Below are 14,940 nucleotides of genomic sequence, written 5' to 3'. Positions count from 1 at the left end.
CCCAGGATTTATTTTTTCACGCAGAGACGCAGAGGCACAGAGAGGGAGAGATATGGAAGATAAGTTTAAGTTGATAGAGTTTAATGATGATGATGTGATTGAAAGCAATGATTGGACTTATAAATTTAGTAAATTGAAACAAGCGTTAGAAAAAGTGAGCGCTAATACTAGCTTTTTGACAGCTTTCTGGAATGTATTAAGAGAACAAAAGATTTACTATATTGAAAGGCATAACTATTATAATACCGAATGTTTTACAGAAGGTATGGATGTCAAAATACTAAACTTAGGTTCTCAATCTTGGAAGAAAGGTAAATTAAAATTTAAACTCAGCATTGAATTTTACGTTGAAGAAGAAGACACACAAATCCAAGAACCAGAATCACCTCTTGATGACTTACGACGCATGATAAATGAAACTACATAATAACTCTTATTTTCTCTCTGTGTCTCTGCGTCTCTGCGTGAAAAAACATCATGACCAAAACTCCACGAATCCCCATACCCCCAGAAGTCAGAACCTACGTTTTCCAAAGGGATAAATATCAGTGTCAAAGCTGCGGTAAAGTCTCTGGAGAAACTCATCTCAGCATTGATCATATTATCCCTTTGTCTCGTGGTGGTAAAAACGATATTAGTAATTTACAAACTCTCTGCTTAACTTGTAATCAGCAAAAAACAAATAATATCGACAATCGCTTTCACCGACATTTCGATATTTAACCCAAAATGCAACCAGTACGCGGTGGAACGGTTAAACCCATCAATTTACCATTCCATTCCACCTCTCCATTACCAAATAAAACTTGATGAGGTTGAGTTTGTAAACTACTACAATCTACATTACCCTTTGCAGTTTCTGTACCCACATTCACAGCAATAATTAATTCCTCAGTTTCTAAAGTTCGCGCAAAGATATATAATTCTCCTCGTGCATAAAGAACTTGATATTCACCAATTCGCAAAGCTTCGTATTTGTGACGTAGAGAAATTAATTGTTTGTGAAGATTGAGAATTTCTAAATTCCAATTTTCTGCTGACGGAAAACCACGACGACAATCGGGATCTAATCCACCAGGTAAACCAACTTCATCACCATAATACACACTTGGCGCACCAGGAAAAGTCAATAAAAGTAAAGTTGCTAATTCAAAACTTGCAATATCACCACCAGCAATGGTTATTAATCTGGCTGTATCATGACTTGCGAGTAAGTTGAGTTGTGTTAGCTGAATTTCCCAAGGATAAAGTTTTAATAAATCCTCAATTTTGGCGGCATATTCAGTCGCAAATAATGGTGGATGGGTTTGATAATCACGTCCTTTTACTTCTTTTACGTTTACACGATCTCCTGCTGTAAATGCAATAGTTGGACCAGTAAATAAATAATTCATTACTCCATCAAATTGCGTTCCATCTAACCACTCGCGGGAATCTCTCCACACTTCTCCGACAATATAAGCATCGGGATTTATGGCTTTGACTCTTTGCCGAAATTCTTGCCAAAAACCAGGAGTTTTGATTTCAAAAGGTACATCCAAACGCCAACCATCAATACCGAATTGAATCCAATATTCGGCAATTCCCATAATGTATTCACGTACTTCTGGGTTATTATGGTTAAATACTGGTAAAGAACGAATTCCCGCCCAACCTTCGTAGTTAGCCGGTGCATCACCTGTGTATGGTGCAAGTGGCCAACCTTGGATTTTAAACCAATCTACCCAAGGTGAATGCGGTCCATTTTCTAATATGTCGTGAAAAAAGAATATACCCCGACTCGCATGATTAAAAACGCCATCCAGAACTACTTTAATATTGCGTTTATGTGCAGCATCTAGCAATTCTTTAAATGCTTCATTTCCTCCCAAAATTGGATCTACTTGATAGTAATCATGGGTGTGATAGCGGTGATTACAAGCAGATTGAAAGATGGGGGTAAAGTAAATGGCGTTAATTCCTAAACTTTGAATATAGTCTAATTGTTCTAAAATTCCCCATAAATCCCCACCTTTATAACCTTGGAGTGTGGGTGTTGCATCCCAATCTTCCCATTTTGCATTATTTAATAATTGTTTATGTGGTTGTTGGCTTTTAGCGAATCTATCGGGGAAGATTTGGTAGAAAACTGCGTGTTTAACCCAGTCTGGTGTTTGAATCTGCATAATTAGTGGATATAAATTTACATGATTGTCACAAATTTTAACTTTTATAGAAGAAGATGAACGCCGCTGTTAAAATTTAAATTTTATTCATCTATCCTAAGATAGAGTGTGATTAAATAAAATCATCACACTTATTAAAATTTTAAGAAAGGTTAAATTCGTGAAACGCTTAATTCAATTTCCCTTAGAAGATGGTACCTACATTCTCGTAGAAATAGACGAACCCGAATCAGAAGAAGGACTGAGACGCATTGGTAGAGAAGAGGATATTCTTCGTAAGACAGAACAGACTTTTGAAGCTGCATTGGAAAGAATTAAACCCATCGCTAATACGATCATGAATAAGCTACATCAATTAAATCAGCCTGCTGACGAGGTGGAAGTTAAGTTTGGTATCAAAATGAGTGCTGAAGCGGGGGCAATTATCGCCAGTGCTAGTGTTGAAGGTAACTATGAAATTACACTTAAATGGAAGAAAAGTTAACCATTTATGAACACTTCGTTTGAGAGAGCAAAGCAAGCTGTTGTCAGGATTTTTACTTATAAAGGTACAGTAGTAGGTACTGGTTTTTTAGTCCATGAAAACTATGTCATTACCTGCGCTCATGTCGTGGCTCAAGCATTGGGAATTAATGCAGATAGTAAAACCAGACCTCATGAAGATATATTTTTAGATTTTCCTTTAATTAAGTCAGATGTTAAATTAACAGCTAATGTGGTTTTGTGGCGGCCTATTCCCCCCAAAGGTGATACTTCAGTTACAGGTAAAGAAGACATTGCTGTATTGAAATTAAATAATCCTCCACCTGCAAATGTTAAACCTGTAAAACTATTTGTAGAAACAAATTTACGAGGAGATGAATTTCTCACTTTCGGTTTTCCTTTAAACCACGATGATGGTTTAGAAGCAAGTGGAAAATTAGGAGGAAAACAAGCCGCAGGTTGGGTACAAATAGAAGGTGGAGAAGTGGGAACAAGACTAGAACCTGGTTTTAGTGGTGCGCCTGTTTGGGATGAACAACTTCAGGGTATAGTCGGAATGGCTGTTGCTGCTGATGAAAGGCGTAAAGAAGCTAAAATTGGTTTTATGATTCCTGTGGAGGAAATTGTTAGAGTTTGGCCAGCTTTAGGTAAGTTGACTCATCCTCAATTGAGTTTAGATAAAAGAAAAAACTTAAAGTTGAGGTTTTTAGTAAGTTTAGTTTTATTCCCTGTTTTCTCCATAGCAGTATTTTACTTTATATCTAACTGGGTAAGTAACCCAAACTGTTTTGAAAAAGCACATCGAGAAGGGAGAAAGGCGATTGCCATTTTTGATTTTCATACATCTTCTGGTAATTCTGCTCTTAGTCCCTTGTTAGAAAGTCAAATTCAACAAAATTTACAGTCATCCCCATTAATGAATACTAAAGTTTGTTATATTAAAACACATACATCACCACCTAATAATGCAGAAGATGCTCAAAAACAGGTTAGTCAAGCTGATGTAGTTATTTGGGGAACCCGTGGTGGTTCTACTATACAAGTATTTGTGACTACAGTTAAATTGAAACCTATTAAATATTTGTCTAAGCTTTCTTTATCAACAGCTAACTCTGATTTGCAAACGGAAGACTGGCAGTATTTGGTATCTATAATTACTGCCTATAACCTAAGTCGTATTTATGTAGATCAAGGCAATTTTTCAGAAGCGACTCAGTTACTTAGTTTAGCTCTTACTGAGCAGCAAAATATAACAGATTTTGACTTAAAAAAGCCAGAAAATCGACAATATTTAGCAGAAGCATATTACTGGTTAGGTTGGTGGTATGAACACGAGGGTAAAATCAACTGTCTGATTGATAAAGATAGTTGTCACAAAGCCTTAGCAGCTTATAAAGAAGCATCTAAATTTTCTCCCCAAGATTTTACATTTTGGATAAATCAGGCATTAATTCTTACAAATATGGAAAACTTATCTGAGGCAATCAAAATTTACACTTATATCATTACATCTAAATTTGCAGAAGAAGACAAGTTAACAGCCATGATAAATCGAGGAAATTTATATTTGCAAGAAGAGAAATTCCCACAAGCTATTTCTGATTTGACTATTGCTTGCAATCAAATGTCACCAAGTCTTAATTGTTTACGGTCTTTGGGTTTGGCTCAATTACAAGCAAAAAAATTCCCAGATGCTAATCGCACATATAAAATAATTATCGCGGAAATATCTAGTAATTCCCATAACAAGGCTGAGATAATTAATGAATTAAAAACTTTGGCTGCTAAAAAACCTCAATTGGCAATAAATATTAATCAAATTATTAATACAACCCAATAATCTGACTGAATTTAAACTCATTCTTCTCTTTTTTATCCTCTCCTCCAAGGTTTTTTATTTCCAAAAGCATCTAAAACCCAATCAGATGCGTCACCATTGCAGAACCATCTTTTATAAAGAGTACCTTCATAATAATCAGGTTTAATTACACAGCCAGAAAATAAAAAATTCCTAACTGAATTTATAGTTTCTCCTAAATCATCTAATAAAGCTAGAGAATTAATAGGAAGACTTGCTTTCTTTTGTGTCATGGAGAAAAGAATCTTAAACGACGTTATTCTTCCATCCTCAGTTAATTCGCTAAGTTCATCTAATCTATGAGAAAGTTTTTGCAAAAATTCTAATTGCAAATAACTACTTTCCTCATGAGCATCAATTTCTGCTTTATCATCTTTTTCTTGTTCATCTTGCTTATGCCATTGCAAATAATATTTTTCTTTAAAAGATTCTTTATTACCACTCAATACATATTCCAACTCAATACCAGTAATTTCTACTTCTGCATCTCCACTATCTACCAATTGTTTCATATCTATATGGTTCTTAGCCAGATACTTAATTACTTCTATAATTTTTAGTAAATCCAGTGCATTAAGCTTTTCTCCTACTTTTAGAGAATCTATTTTTAGTAAATTTTGGAAAGGTTTTTGATCTAGAAAACTCTTGTTTATATCAATTTCTGATAAATTGTTATTTGGTTTCATTTTTAGGGATTTAATTAAATTAATTCAGGTCTTCTTTGATTTTATATCAGCAAGGTTATTTGTAAATAAAGTATTTTAGATAAATACGCATAAATTTAATAATTTTAATGTAGATAATATTCTTTTATTTCAATTTAAAAAAATATATGCTAAATAAATACTTTCGCTATAGTGATCGGCTAGTTTTGAACTTTACTCCTTTACTGTGCGATCGCATCCCATTCTCCCCATCTTTCCCCATCATTAATACATCAGTTCTACTTTCCGTACCTAAGCCCCATCTCAAAAATTCCTTCCCAAGATTCTTTGATCCCCCCTTATCAGCTGCCACATACAGTCCTAAACTGTAGGTGAGAGTTGAAAGGCAGTTCGGAGAAATTTTGTGAAAAAAGTCTTAGCAATCATTCTTGGTGGGGGTGCGGGTACTCGGCTTTATCCGCTAACCAAACTCCGTGCTAAACCAGCAGTACCAGTTGCTGGGAAGTACCGCTTAATAGATATCCCTGTTAGCAACTGCATCAATTCAGAAATCTTTAAAATCTACGTTCTCACTCAATTTAACTCAGCTTCTCTAAATCGTCACATTGCCCGTGCTTACAACTTCAGTGGGTTTAGTGATGGTTTTGTGGAAGTGTTAGCAGCACAACAAACCCCAGAAAACCCGAACTGGTTCCAAGGTACGGCTGATGCTGTGCGTCAGTACATCTGGATGCTACAGGATTGGGATGTAGAAGAATTTCTGATTCTTTCTGGTGATCACCTATATCGGATGGATTACCGTCAGTTTATCCAGCGCCACAGAGATACAAATGCTGATATTACCCTTTCTGTCATCCCCATAGACGATCGCCGTGCGTCGGATTTTGGCTTGATGAAAATCAACGATTCTGGTAGGGTGATTGATTTTAGCGAAAAACCCAAAGGTGAGGCTTTAGCCCAAATGCGTGTAGATACTACCGTACTGGGGTTGACAAAAGAACAAGCCGAATTACAGCCATATATCGCCTCGATGGGGATTTATGTCTTTAAAAAAGATGTTTTGATCAAGTTATTGAAAGAATCTTTAGAACGGACTGATTTTGGCAAGGAAATTATCCCTGATGCGGCAAAAGATCACAACGTTCAAGCTTTCTTGTTTGATGATTACTGGGAAGACATTGGAACCATCGAAGCTTTTTATGAAGCGAATTTAGCTCTAACCCAGCAACCAATGCCGCCCTTTAGCTTTTACGATGAAAAAGCACCAATTTATACTCGCGCTAGGTACTTACCCCCATCGAAACTGCTAAATTGCCAAATCACAGAATCGATGATTGGCGAAGGTTGCATTTTGAAAAATTGCCGGATTCAGCATTCAGTGTTGGGAGTGCGATCGCGGATTGAGTCAGGCTGTGTGATCGAAGAATCCCTACTCATGGGTGCAGATTATTACCAACCATCTGTAGAACGCCAATGTAGCCTAGAACAAGGCGATATCCCTGTAGGCATTGGTACAGACACGATTATTCGCCGTGCCATTATTGATAAAAATGCCCGCATCGGTCATGATGTGAAAATTATCAATAAAGACAATGTGCAAGAAGCCGAACGAGAAAGTCAAGGCTTCTACATTCGCAGTGGTATTGTCGTTGTACTGAAAAATGCCGTAATTCACGACGGTACAATCATCTAAAAGTGCTGAGTCATGAGTCATGAGTAACGAGTCATGAGTAACGAGTCATGAGTTATGGATCAAATTTCTAATTATTCTTCACTCCTAACTACTCACTCAACACTCCCAAATTTGCACTCAGTACTCAGTACTCAGAACTTGGTACTCTTGTTACTGATTGGTCTTCCTGGTAGCGGTAAGTCAACGTTAGCAACACAATTACTAGCAGAATGCCCCCAGATGCAGCTAATTTCTACGGATGCTATCAGGGGGCAACTCTTTGGTTCAGAAGCGACTCAAGGGGCGTGGCTGTTGATTTGGAGAGAAATACAGCGGCAATTTCAACAAGCTATAAGCGCAAATCAAGGGGTAATTTTTGATGCTACTAACGCCAAACGATGCGATCGCCGTGAACTCATTACCCAAGCCCGTAATTTTGGTTTTACTCACATTACTGGAATTTGGGTCAAAACCCCAGTTTGGCTGTGTTTAGCACGCAATCAAAGGCGGATTCGCCAGGTTCCAGAGGAAATCATTTTCCGAATGCATCGCCAACTCCGGGATGCACCCCCCAGCGTAGAAGAAGGATTAGACAGGCTCATTTACATTCCTTAAAGCCCAGGAGTACGGGAATTGCCCTGGCAGTATGAGCGAGAACCCCACTTGAGTTTTGAGATTGTTTGCTAATTTAATATCAGAATCTTTTGCCCAGAATTATAGTAGCTGGACAACAGTAAATCTCATATCTTAGAAAAAAACATAACAGAAATTTGTATAGGAGGCTGGTAGATGGCTGCAACCGACTTTAAAGACTATTACGCAATTTTAGGAATCAGTAAGACTGCCACTCCAGAAGAAATTAAACAAGCTTTTCGTAAACTCGCCCGCAAGTTTCACCCAGATGTCAACCCTGGTAATAAACAGGCAGAGGCAAGCTTCAAAGAAGTTAACGAAGCTTACGAAGTGTTATCAGACCCAGATAAGCGCAAAAAGTACGACCAATTCGGTCAATACTGGAAACAGGCTGGCGAAGGCTTCCCCAGTGGCGGTGCTGGCGTTGATATGAACGGTTTTGACTTCAGTCAATACGGCAGTTTTAATGACTTTTTAAATGAATTATTTGGTGCTGCTGGCCCTCGCAGTGGACGACAAAGTTATTCTTATCGCACTTCTACCAGTAGACCTAGTAGTGGTGTTGGCGGTTTTAATGATTTTGGGTTTCCCGATGCTGGTGTAGGTGCTACCCAAGATACGGAAGCGGTGATCAAGTTAACTTTTGCAGAAGCATTTGCTGGAGTGCAAAAACGTTTTAACTTAGGTAACGAAACAATTGATGTCCGCATTCCCGCTGGTGCTAAATCTGGTACTCGTCTCCGGGTGCGAGGTAAGGGTCAAATCAACCCCATGACTCAACAACGAGGAGATTTATATTTAAAGGTGGAACTCCAACCCCATTCTTTTTTCCAAATTGAGGGTGATAATCTAGTTTGTGAAGTGCTAATTACACCAGATGAAGCTACATTAGGTGCGGCTATTGATGTACCCACACCCGATGGCAATGTCAATGTTAAGCTACCGGCAGGTGTGCGTTCTGGTCAATCTCTGCGCTTACGTGGTAAGGGTTGGCCTCTAGCTAAAGGTGGGCGTGGTGATCAGCTTGTAAAAGTAGCGATCGCACCTCCAAAAGACCTCAGCGCCCAAGAGCGGGAATATTATGAGAAAATCCGGGCTATCCGTACATATAACCCCCGTAGTCATTTGGAGCAAGTTAAATTATAACCACCATCAAACTGAACCATTTTCGCTAGTTCATCTTGGAGACGGGAAATTTCCCGTCTTTATATTTTTTATATTTGTAAAGTTTTGTAAAGATATAGATAACATAACTCTGCTTTGACAGAAGAACTCATAGAACCAAAAATTAATTCCCAAAATCTATGAATCTTCAACCAGCAGAATTATATCAACGCCTTCAAGAATTTTCTTTAGATGAAAAAAATGTTTCTTTCTCTTTTAGTCAGAGATTAGCAAGGGAAAATAACTGGACAATTGAATATACTCAGCGTGTAATTGATGAATATAAAAAGTTTGCAGTTATTGCTGTTTTCGCAGGACATCCAGTTACACCATCTGATCAAGTAGATCAAGTTTGGCATTTACATTTAACATATACCCAATCTTATTGGGATGATTTTTGCAGAATATTGGGTACACAACTAGATCATGGACCCACTCGTGGTGGTGACAAGGAATATAATAAATTTAATAATTGGTATCTGAAAACTGTAGCCAGTTACGAACAGTTTTTTGGAGAAACTCCACCCATAGATATTTGGCCAGCTTCTCATATTCGTTTTGATAAAGAAGCTAATTTTCAGCGTGTAGATACTCACAAAAATTGGGTTGTACCCAAACCTGTATTTAAGTTACCAAACATAAATATTTCTCGTTTTCTTCCCCAAAGATTTTATCTAGCATTTTTGTTTACCTTGACATTAATCCTCACCAATTCTCAGATTTTATTAGCATCAAATAATAACAATTCCCAAAATTCACAAACTTCTGTATTACCCTTGATTTTCTTCCTAGGTTTTGTTGGTTTATTGATATTTATCATATTTGGTTCTCGCCGTGGCGGTGGTGGTAGTGGTGGTAGTGGTGGTGGTGATTACTCTACTAGTGACTACTCTGGTGGTGGTGGCTGCGGTGGTGGTGGTTGCGGTGGTGGTGGTGGTGGCTGCGGTGGTGGTGGTTAATCGTTTTCTAGGCTATTGATTTTTGTCTCACGCAGAGGAGCCAGTGCGTTGGGCGGCTCTGCCGACTTATAGCAACTGGCGTAGCGCAAAGAACGCAGAGAAAAGGAAAATATGAATAAATTTTTGATGAGAAGAATTGGGTTTTCTTTAATAGCTGTATTAATGACAGTTCTGATTACATTTACCCATGCTGTTGCTCAGGAATTGCCATTTTATTGGGACTATATCAATGTTAACATCGACGTGCAATCGAACGGAGATATGTTAATAACAGAAACGCAAAAGTATGTATTCAAATCTGATTACTCCACCCAAAGATATCGCTATATTCGTTTGGATAAATTTGATGAAATTAAGGATGTGACGGTTGAAGAAAATAATCAAATTATTCCTAGTGAAACCGGAATTGAAAATAATCAATTTTGGATTCGTTGGCAACATCAATTAAAACCACTAGAAACACATATATTTGTTTTAAAATATCGTGTAGTTGGTGGGTTACAAATTAATAATGATAATACTCAGGTTTACTGGAAAGCGATTTTTGCAGATCGCAAAGCCCCAGTTCAAGCAGCAAATGTGCAAGTACAATTACCGGAAGCGTTATCTGGTAAAGTCTTGGAATTTAAAAATTTTGGCACTGCGGCTACAGCCCGTCAAGTAAATCCGAAAACATTCGAGTTTGTTGCTACTCAGCCTATTCAACCACAAGAAAACTTAGAAATTCAGATTACATTTCCTAGCAACATTCTCAATATCACTAAACCTAATTGGCAACAAGGTAACTTCTGGAACATTATAAGCTTTTTGTTTCGGATAATTATGATGATTTTGCTTGCGCCATTAGCCATTGTTATAGGTTTATTTATACTGATGGTTGTTGTGCAGATTGTTTTTTTCATAATACAATATATTGCTATGGTGATTGTTATGGCAATCATGATAATAAGCAGCATTATCGGTAAATGATGTACAGATGTATATGATTTCTAGATTTATAGCAATCTCAAAAAAATGGTATTATGTATCACGATTAAAAATAACCTAATCAAATGGATGAATTAGAAGCAAAAATCCTCCAACTTATTCAAGAAACCTGTCAACATCCTAGCGGTAGTCTTGCCCGTCAAAAAGGACTCAATCAGATTATTTTACTGATTCAACAAACAGGTAAATTATTGCGCGGAGTTGGTATACCTGATGCAGAAGAAGCTTTGCAGGAAACTTGGTGGTTTTTTTGCCGAAATCTTTGTGAAGCGACTACCGCAAAAGAATCTTATAATCCTGAAAAAAGTAGCATTATCACTTGGATTAATAATTACTTAAGTTATCGTTTACAAGATAAACGAATTAATTATTATGAACAAAAAAATAAATTAAATTTATTCCTAGAAGACAATGAACAACAAATAGATCCTACAAATTTAATTCCTGCACCACCCGAACCAAGACCAATATTAAATGAAATTAACGAATGGTTAAAAACAAATTCTCTAGAACTACAACGTATTCATATAAGAGATCGTCCTGATGTTAATTGTTACGTTTTAATTGCCCGTCGTTTACCACCGGAAACACCTTGGATAGATTTATCTAAAGAGTTTGCTATACCTGTAGCAACTCTGAGCAATTTCTATCAACGTCAGTGCTTTCCCCGTCTCCTCAATTTTGGTAAATCCCAAGCTTATTTTGATAGCGAAGGTTATTTTGATATATAGTACGTTATGAATTATCCTACTGAACAGCAAAGCATTTCTATTCCTATTTCTGCAAAGTTCCGAGATACAGCCTTAAAATTTGCCCAAGAACAACCAACTCAAGAAAAAGCTAAACTAGTATATCTGAATACTTTAGCTGTGCAAGTTGTAAATAATTACTTGCAAATGTTAGATATTTCTACCGCAATAGAAGCTAGTTATAGTTGGGACTGTTGGGGAAGAATGGGTGGAGATGTGGCGGATTTATTATTAACTGGAATTGGACATTTAGAATGTAGATATATCAGAACAGGAGAAGAAATTTGTTATATTCCTCCTGAAGTTTGGCATCATCGTTTTGGTTATGTGGTGGTAGAAATTAATCAAACCTGCCAAGAAGGTAAAATTAGAGGATTTTTACCCGAAGTTAATACAACCGAAATAAATCTAGAACAGTTACAAACATTAGAACTTTTCATAGAACATTACCATGATTTTTCAGGTGTGCAATTAAGACAATGGTTAGAAGGAATATATACATCCCAATGGGAAAGTATTGAGGAATTAGCTTTACAAAAAAGTCCACAATTAGCCTTTCGTTCTTTAAAAGTGCGGGGGTTTGAAATAGACACACCCAAAAAAGTTTGGCAAGTTATTGAACAATTATATCCTCAGCGCAGTTGGGAAAAAATCTTACCATCAACATTATTACCTAATTTAGATGTAGAAGTAACAGATATTCTTGTTCATCTTTTACAAACTAGCAATGATGAAGAAATTCGTTGGACTCTAGCAGAAGTTTTATGGACAATAGCACCAAATCATCCTGTAATTACTGCTAGACGAATTATGGATTTAGGAATGCAGTTAGCAGGAAATCCTGTGGCTTTAATGGTGGCTATTTTACCCAAATTAGATAAAAGTTTTGCTGTGCTTTTGCGGGTATATCCAATGGGTAATCAGACTTATTTACCAGCAGATTTACTATTGTCAGGATTATATGAAAATGGACAGCCTTTTTTAGAAGTGCAAGCTAGACAACAAAGAGATAATTACATTCAATTAAAATTTTGTGCTGAACTAGGTGAAAAATTCCAAATTCGGGTTACTCTAAATAATGCAACCATTACAGAAAAGTTTGTCATTTAATCAGACGAATCAATTAAGGTAACAACAGTGGGTAAGCTGGTAATATTCGAGATTGGGGAAGGTAGTTTTGAAAAAGGATTTCCTGTCAAAATCAGAATTAGGGAAGACGGTAAACCTCATTTTGCGGAAATTTCTGGTAGATTTCCAGCAGATTTAGAAATTCCTCAAACTTATTATGAATGGCAATCAGCTTATTATAAGTTACCTGGGAATTGGTTAATTACTGTTCCGCAAACGCAAATAACTAATGTATCTACTACAGAAGTTTGTGATGCTGCTGCTCAAAAATTCCAATCTAGTTTTCATGATTGGTTAAATCAACCATCTGTAAGAAAATTAGAAAGGCAATTTTTACAAAAAATCGGTGAATGGGATAATGTCCGCTTTATTTTAGAAACACAGGATTCACTGTTAAGAAGACTTCCTTGGCATTTATGGGAGATATTTCATACCAGTCATATTCAACCAGAGGTTGTGATTAGTTCAGAGTATAAACCATCGAAAATTAAATTAAAAAGTCCAGTGAAAATTCTGGCTATTTTAGGAAACAGTGAAGGAATTGATCTTCAACCAGATTTACAAGCATTGACAGCAAAATTACCAGGTGCTATTATTGAACCTTTGCTGCAACCTTCACGTCAAGAAATAGTAAATAAATTATGGCATCAATCTTGGGATATTTTATTTTTTGCTGGACATAGTTCTAGTCAAGAAGGTGATAGTTGGGGAGAAATTCAAATTAATGATAATGAAAGTTTATCACTTTTACAGTTGCGTCATTCTCTGGGATATGCTGTAAAAAAAGGATTGAAATTAGCAATCTTTAATTCTTGCGATGGTTTAGGATTAGCACGCAATTTAGCTGATTTGAGAATTCCTTATACAATTGTGATGCGAGAACCTGTCCCGGATATTGTCGCTCAACATTTTCTAGAATATTTTCTCACAGTTTTTGCATCTGGTGAGTCTTTATATACTTCTGTTCAACAAGCGCGTGTGCGTTTACAGGAAGAGTTAGAAAATCAATATCCTTGTGCTTCTTGGATACCTGTAATTTTTCAAAATCCAGCCGCAGCATTACTTAAATATCCCCAACCTTGCAATTTACAAAAGATCGCTTTACAGTCAGTTATAGCTACGATGTTATTAGTAATAATGGGTGCTGTTTTATGGTTGAGTTTAAAGGAAATTAAATTGCAAAATCGGTTTAGTTATGGAGAGAAAATATTATTTAGTTCGGTGATTAATTTAGATAAGGAAAAAGCTATAAAAGCATTTTGGTGGAAAAATTACAATCAAGCTATTAAAAAATTTACTACTTATTTACAAGAGTATCCCAATGATCCAGAAGCGAGAATATATTTAGAAAATGCGAAGATTAGTAATAAAGAAGTAATTAAAATTGGTGTGGCTGTACCGATAGGTAGTAATCCTCCGGTAGCGCAAGAAATTCTCCGAGGAGTTGCACTAGCTCAACAAGAGATAAATAATGATGGTGGGGTGAATGGTAAGTTTTTACAAGTACAAATTGCCAATGATGATAATAACCCAGAAATTGCTCAACAAGTTGCTCAAAAATTTGTAAACAATGCAGATATTTTAGCGGTAGTTGGTCATAATAGTAGTGATGCTAGTCTACCAGCTTCTAATATATATCAGGCTGGAAAATTGGTGATGATTTCACCAACTAGTAGTTCTACAAAATTAACTGACCGTCAAGACCGAACTAATGGTAATTATATTTATAGAACTGTAATTAGTTTCACTGCAACTGCGGAAGCTTTGGCTGAATATGCGAAAAAAACTGGAAAAATTAAGATTTTAATTTGTAGTGATTCTAAAGCCGCAGATCAGTCTTTTGAACAAGTTTTTGTTAATGCCATGAATACGAGAAAGTTGGAGTTAATTAATGATATTAAGTGCGATTTTGCTGCTGATAACTTCCAAAGTGAGAAGATTATTCAAAGTGCAATTGAGCAAAATGTAAGTACTATTCTGCTTAATCCTCAAGTTGACAGAATTAATCAAGCTATTGAACTCGCTAAAAGCAATCAAGGCAAGTTTTTATTATTAGGAAACCCCAGTTTAGAAACCAAAAAAACTCTTGCTGCTGGTGATGCAGTTAATGGTATGATTATGGCAGTACCTTGGAAAATTGATGTTTTGTATAATCAGGAATTTGTACAAAATGCAAATAGGCTTTGGGGTGAACAAAACTTAATTACTTGGCGTACAGCTATGGCTTTTGATGCTACTAAAACAGTGGCTATTGCTATCCAAAAAAAGGGTAGTAGGAGAATAGATATTCAACAAGCTTTAAGTAATAATTTCTCTTTTCCAGGTGTTACAGGGACAATTAGATTTTTATCATGGGGCGATCGCACGGGTGATAGAATCGGTAAAGCTGTTTTAGTCCAAATACAACCAGATTCCAGTACACCCACTGGTTACAACTTTGTAGCAAAATAGGTAATTGGTGAAAGGACGGGCAAGAT

14 protein-coding genes are annotated in these 14,940 nt (G+C 36.5%); 12 read left to right on the top strand and 2 right to left on the bottom strand.

Translation table 11 applies throughout. From position 1 onward, the window contains the following. Positions 1 to 52: 52 nt before the first annotated feature. Positions 53 to 427, top strand: a complete 375-nt coding sequence (locus H6G59_RS02405) for a KGK domain-containing protein (protein ID WP_190711584.1) — start codon at positions 53 to 55, stop codon at positions 425 to 427. A 50-nt stretch (positions 428 to 477) separates the two neighbouring features. Beyond that, complete coding sequence (locus H6G59_RS02400; protein WP_190711583.1) at positions 478 to 723, top strand: HNH endonuclease; 246 nt, start codon at positions 478 to 480, stop codon at positions 721 to 723. Here H6G59_RS02400 and H6G59_RS02395 read toward each other — a convergent pair. After that, the gene (locus tag H6G59_RS02395) at positions 720 to 2,165 is read right to left on the bottom strand and encodes a glycoside hydrolase family 13 protein (RefSeq protein ID WP_190711582.1); all 1,446 of its coding nucleotides are present in this window, start codon (positions 2,163 to 2,165) and stop codon (positions 720 to 722) included. The genes H6G59_RS02400 and H6G59_RS02395 overlap by 4 nt on opposite strands. A 160-nt stretch (positions 2,166 to 2,325) precedes the next feature. Between H6G59_RS02395 and H6G59_RS02390 the strand changes: the two genes are divergently transcribed. Continuing rightward, positions 2,326 to 2,649 (top strand): CU044_2847 family protein, encoded by a 324-nt coding sequence (locus H6G59_RS02390; RefSeq protein ID WP_190711581.1) that lies wholly within the window; start codon positions 2,326 to 2,328, stop codon positions 2,647 to 2,649. Positions 2,650 to 2,655: 6 nt separating this feature from the next. Continuing rightward, positions 2,656 to 4,488 (top strand): tetratricopeptide repeat-containing S1 family peptidase, encoded by a 1,833-nt coding sequence (locus H6G59_RS02385; RefSeq protein ID WP_190711580.1) that lies wholly within the window; start codon positions 2,656 to 2,658, stop codon positions 4,486 to 4,488. 32 nt (positions 4,489 to 4,520) lie between these two features. Here H6G59_RS02385 and H6G59_RS02380 read toward each other — a convergent pair whose 3' ends face one another. Further along, positions 4,521 to 5,192 carry a hypothetical protein gene (locus tag H6G59_RS02380; RefSeq protein WP_190711579.1) on the bottom strand — a complete coding sequence of 224 codons (672 nt, stop codon included), beginning with the start codon at positions 5,190 to 5,192 and terminating at the stop codon, positions 4,521 to 4,523. 382 nt (positions 5,193 to 5,574) lie between these two features. On the opposite strand from H6G59_RS02380, the gene H6G59_RS02375 reads away from it, so the two are divergent. The 8 genes from H6G59_RS02375 to H6G59_RS02340 all read left to right on the top strand — a co-directional run bounded on the left by H6G59_RS02375 (position 5,575) and on the right by H6G59_RS02340 (position 14,914). Further along, entirely contained in the window at positions 5,575 to 6,864 is a 1,290-nt protein-coding gene (locus H6G59_RS02375; protein ID WP_190711578.1) for a glucose-1-phosphate adenylyltransferase, read from the top strand. Between the two features lie 54 nt (positions 6,865 to 6,918). Further along, positions 6,919 to 7,458: an AAA family ATPase gene (locus H6G59_RS02370; RefSeq protein ID WP_190711577.1), complete on the top strand. Its 540-nt coding sequence runs from the start codon at positions 6,919 to 6,921 to the stop codon at positions 7,456 to 7,458. 174 nt (positions 7,459 to 7,632) lie between these two features. Then, positions 7,633 to 8,622 carry a DnaJ C-terminal domain-containing protein gene (locus H6G59_RS02365; protein ID WP_190711576.1) on the top strand — a complete coding sequence of 330 codons (990 nt, stop codon included), beginning with the start codon at positions 7,633 to 7,635 and terminating at the stop codon, positions 8,620 to 8,622. Positions 8,623 to 8,780: 158 nt separating this feature from the next. Further along, positions 8,781 to 9,599 carry a glycine-rich domain-containing protein gene (locus H6G59_RS02360; RefSeq protein WP_190711575.1) on the top strand — a complete coding sequence of 273 codons (819 nt, stop codon included), beginning with the start codon at positions 8,781 to 8,783 and terminating at the stop codon, positions 9,597 to 9,599. Positions 9,600 to 9,710: 111 nt separating this feature from the next. Next, entirely contained in the window at positions 9,711 to 10,568 is an 858-nt protein-coding gene (locus H6G59_RS02355; protein ID WP_190711574.1) for a DUF2207 domain-containing protein, read from the top strand. A gap of 83 nt (positions 10,569 to 10,651) precedes the next feature. Then, on the top strand, positions 10,652 to 11,317 hold the full coding sequence (locus H6G59_RS02350) for a sigma-70 family RNA polymerase sigma factor (protein ID WP_190711573.1): 666 nt from the start codon (positions 10,652 to 10,654) through the stop codon (positions 11,315 to 11,317). Between the two features lie 6 nt (positions 11,318 to 11,323). After that, positions 11,324 to 12,445 carry a DUF1822 family protein gene (locus H6G59_RS02345; RefSeq protein ID WP_190711572.1) on the top strand — a complete coding sequence of 374 codons (1,122 nt, stop codon included), beginning with the start codon at positions 11,324 to 11,326 and terminating at the stop codon, positions 12,443 to 12,445. Between the two features lie 27 nt (positions 12,446 to 12,472). Further along, positions 12,473 to 14,914 (top strand): ABC transporter substrate-binding protein, encoded by a 2,442-nt coding sequence (locus H6G59_RS02340; protein ID WP_190711571.1) that lies wholly within the window; start codon positions 12,473 to 12,475, stop codon positions 14,912 to 14,914. Positions 14,915 to 14,940 lie beyond the last annotated feature (26 nt).

The sequence above is a fragment of the Anabaena lutea FACHB-196 genome, from assembly GCF_014698305.1.
Lineage (GTDB): Bacteria > Cyanobacteriota > Cyanobacteriia > Cyanobacteriales > Nostocaceae > Anabaena > Anabaena lutea.
The sequence above is the reverse complement of the archived record's forward strand: the minus strand, read 5'-3'. Positions and strand labels throughout refer to the sequence as shown.

What these genes read in the sequence shown, in the direction of transcription:
- H6G59_RS02405 (WP_190711584.1), top strand. Translation starts at nt 53, where the DNA reads ATGGAAGATAAGTTTAAGTTGATAGAGTTTAATGATGATGATGTGATT.
- H6G59_RS02400 (WP_190711583.1), top strand. Translation starts at nt 478, where the DNA reads ATGACCAAAACTCCACGAATCCCCATACCCCCAGAAGTCAGAACCTAC.
- H6G59_RS02395 (WP_190711582.1), bottom strand. Translation starts at nt 2,165, where the DNA reads ATGCAGATTCAAACACCAGACTGGGTTAAACACGCAGTTTTCTACCAA.
- H6G59_RS02385 (WP_190711580.1), top strand. Translation starts at nt 2,656, where the DNA reads ATGAACACTTCGTTTGAGAGAGCAAAGCAAGCTGTTGTCAGGATTTTT.
- H6G59_RS02380 (WP_190711579.1), bottom strand. Translation starts at nt 5,192, where the DNA reads ATGAAACCAAATAACAATTTATCAGAAATTGATATAAACAAGAGTTTT.
- H6G59_RS02370 (WP_190711577.1), top strand. Translation starts at nt 6,919, where the DNA reads ATGGATCAAATTTCTAATTATTCTTCACTCCTAACTACTCACTCAACA.
- H6G59_RS02365 (WP_190711576.1), top strand. Translation starts at nt 7,633, where the DNA reads ATGGCTGCAACCGACTTTAAAGACTATTACGCAATTTTAGGAATCAGT.
- H6G59_RS02360 (WP_190711575.1), top strand. Translation starts at nt 8,781, where the DNA reads ATGAATCTTCAACCAGCAGAATTATATCAACGCCTTCAAGAATTTTCT.
- H6G59_RS02355 (WP_190711574.1), top strand. Translation starts at nt 9,711, where the DNA reads ATGAATAAATTTTTGATGAGAAGAATTGGGTTTTCTTTAATAGCTGTA.
- H6G59_RS02350 (WP_190711573.1), top strand. Translation starts at nt 10,652, where the DNA reads ATGGATGAATTAGAAGCAAAAATCCTCCAACTTATTCAAGAAACCTGT.
- H6G59_RS02345 (WP_190711572.1), top strand. Translation starts at nt 11,324, where the DNA reads ATGAATTATCCTACTGAACAGCAAAGCATTTCTATTCCTATTTCTGCA.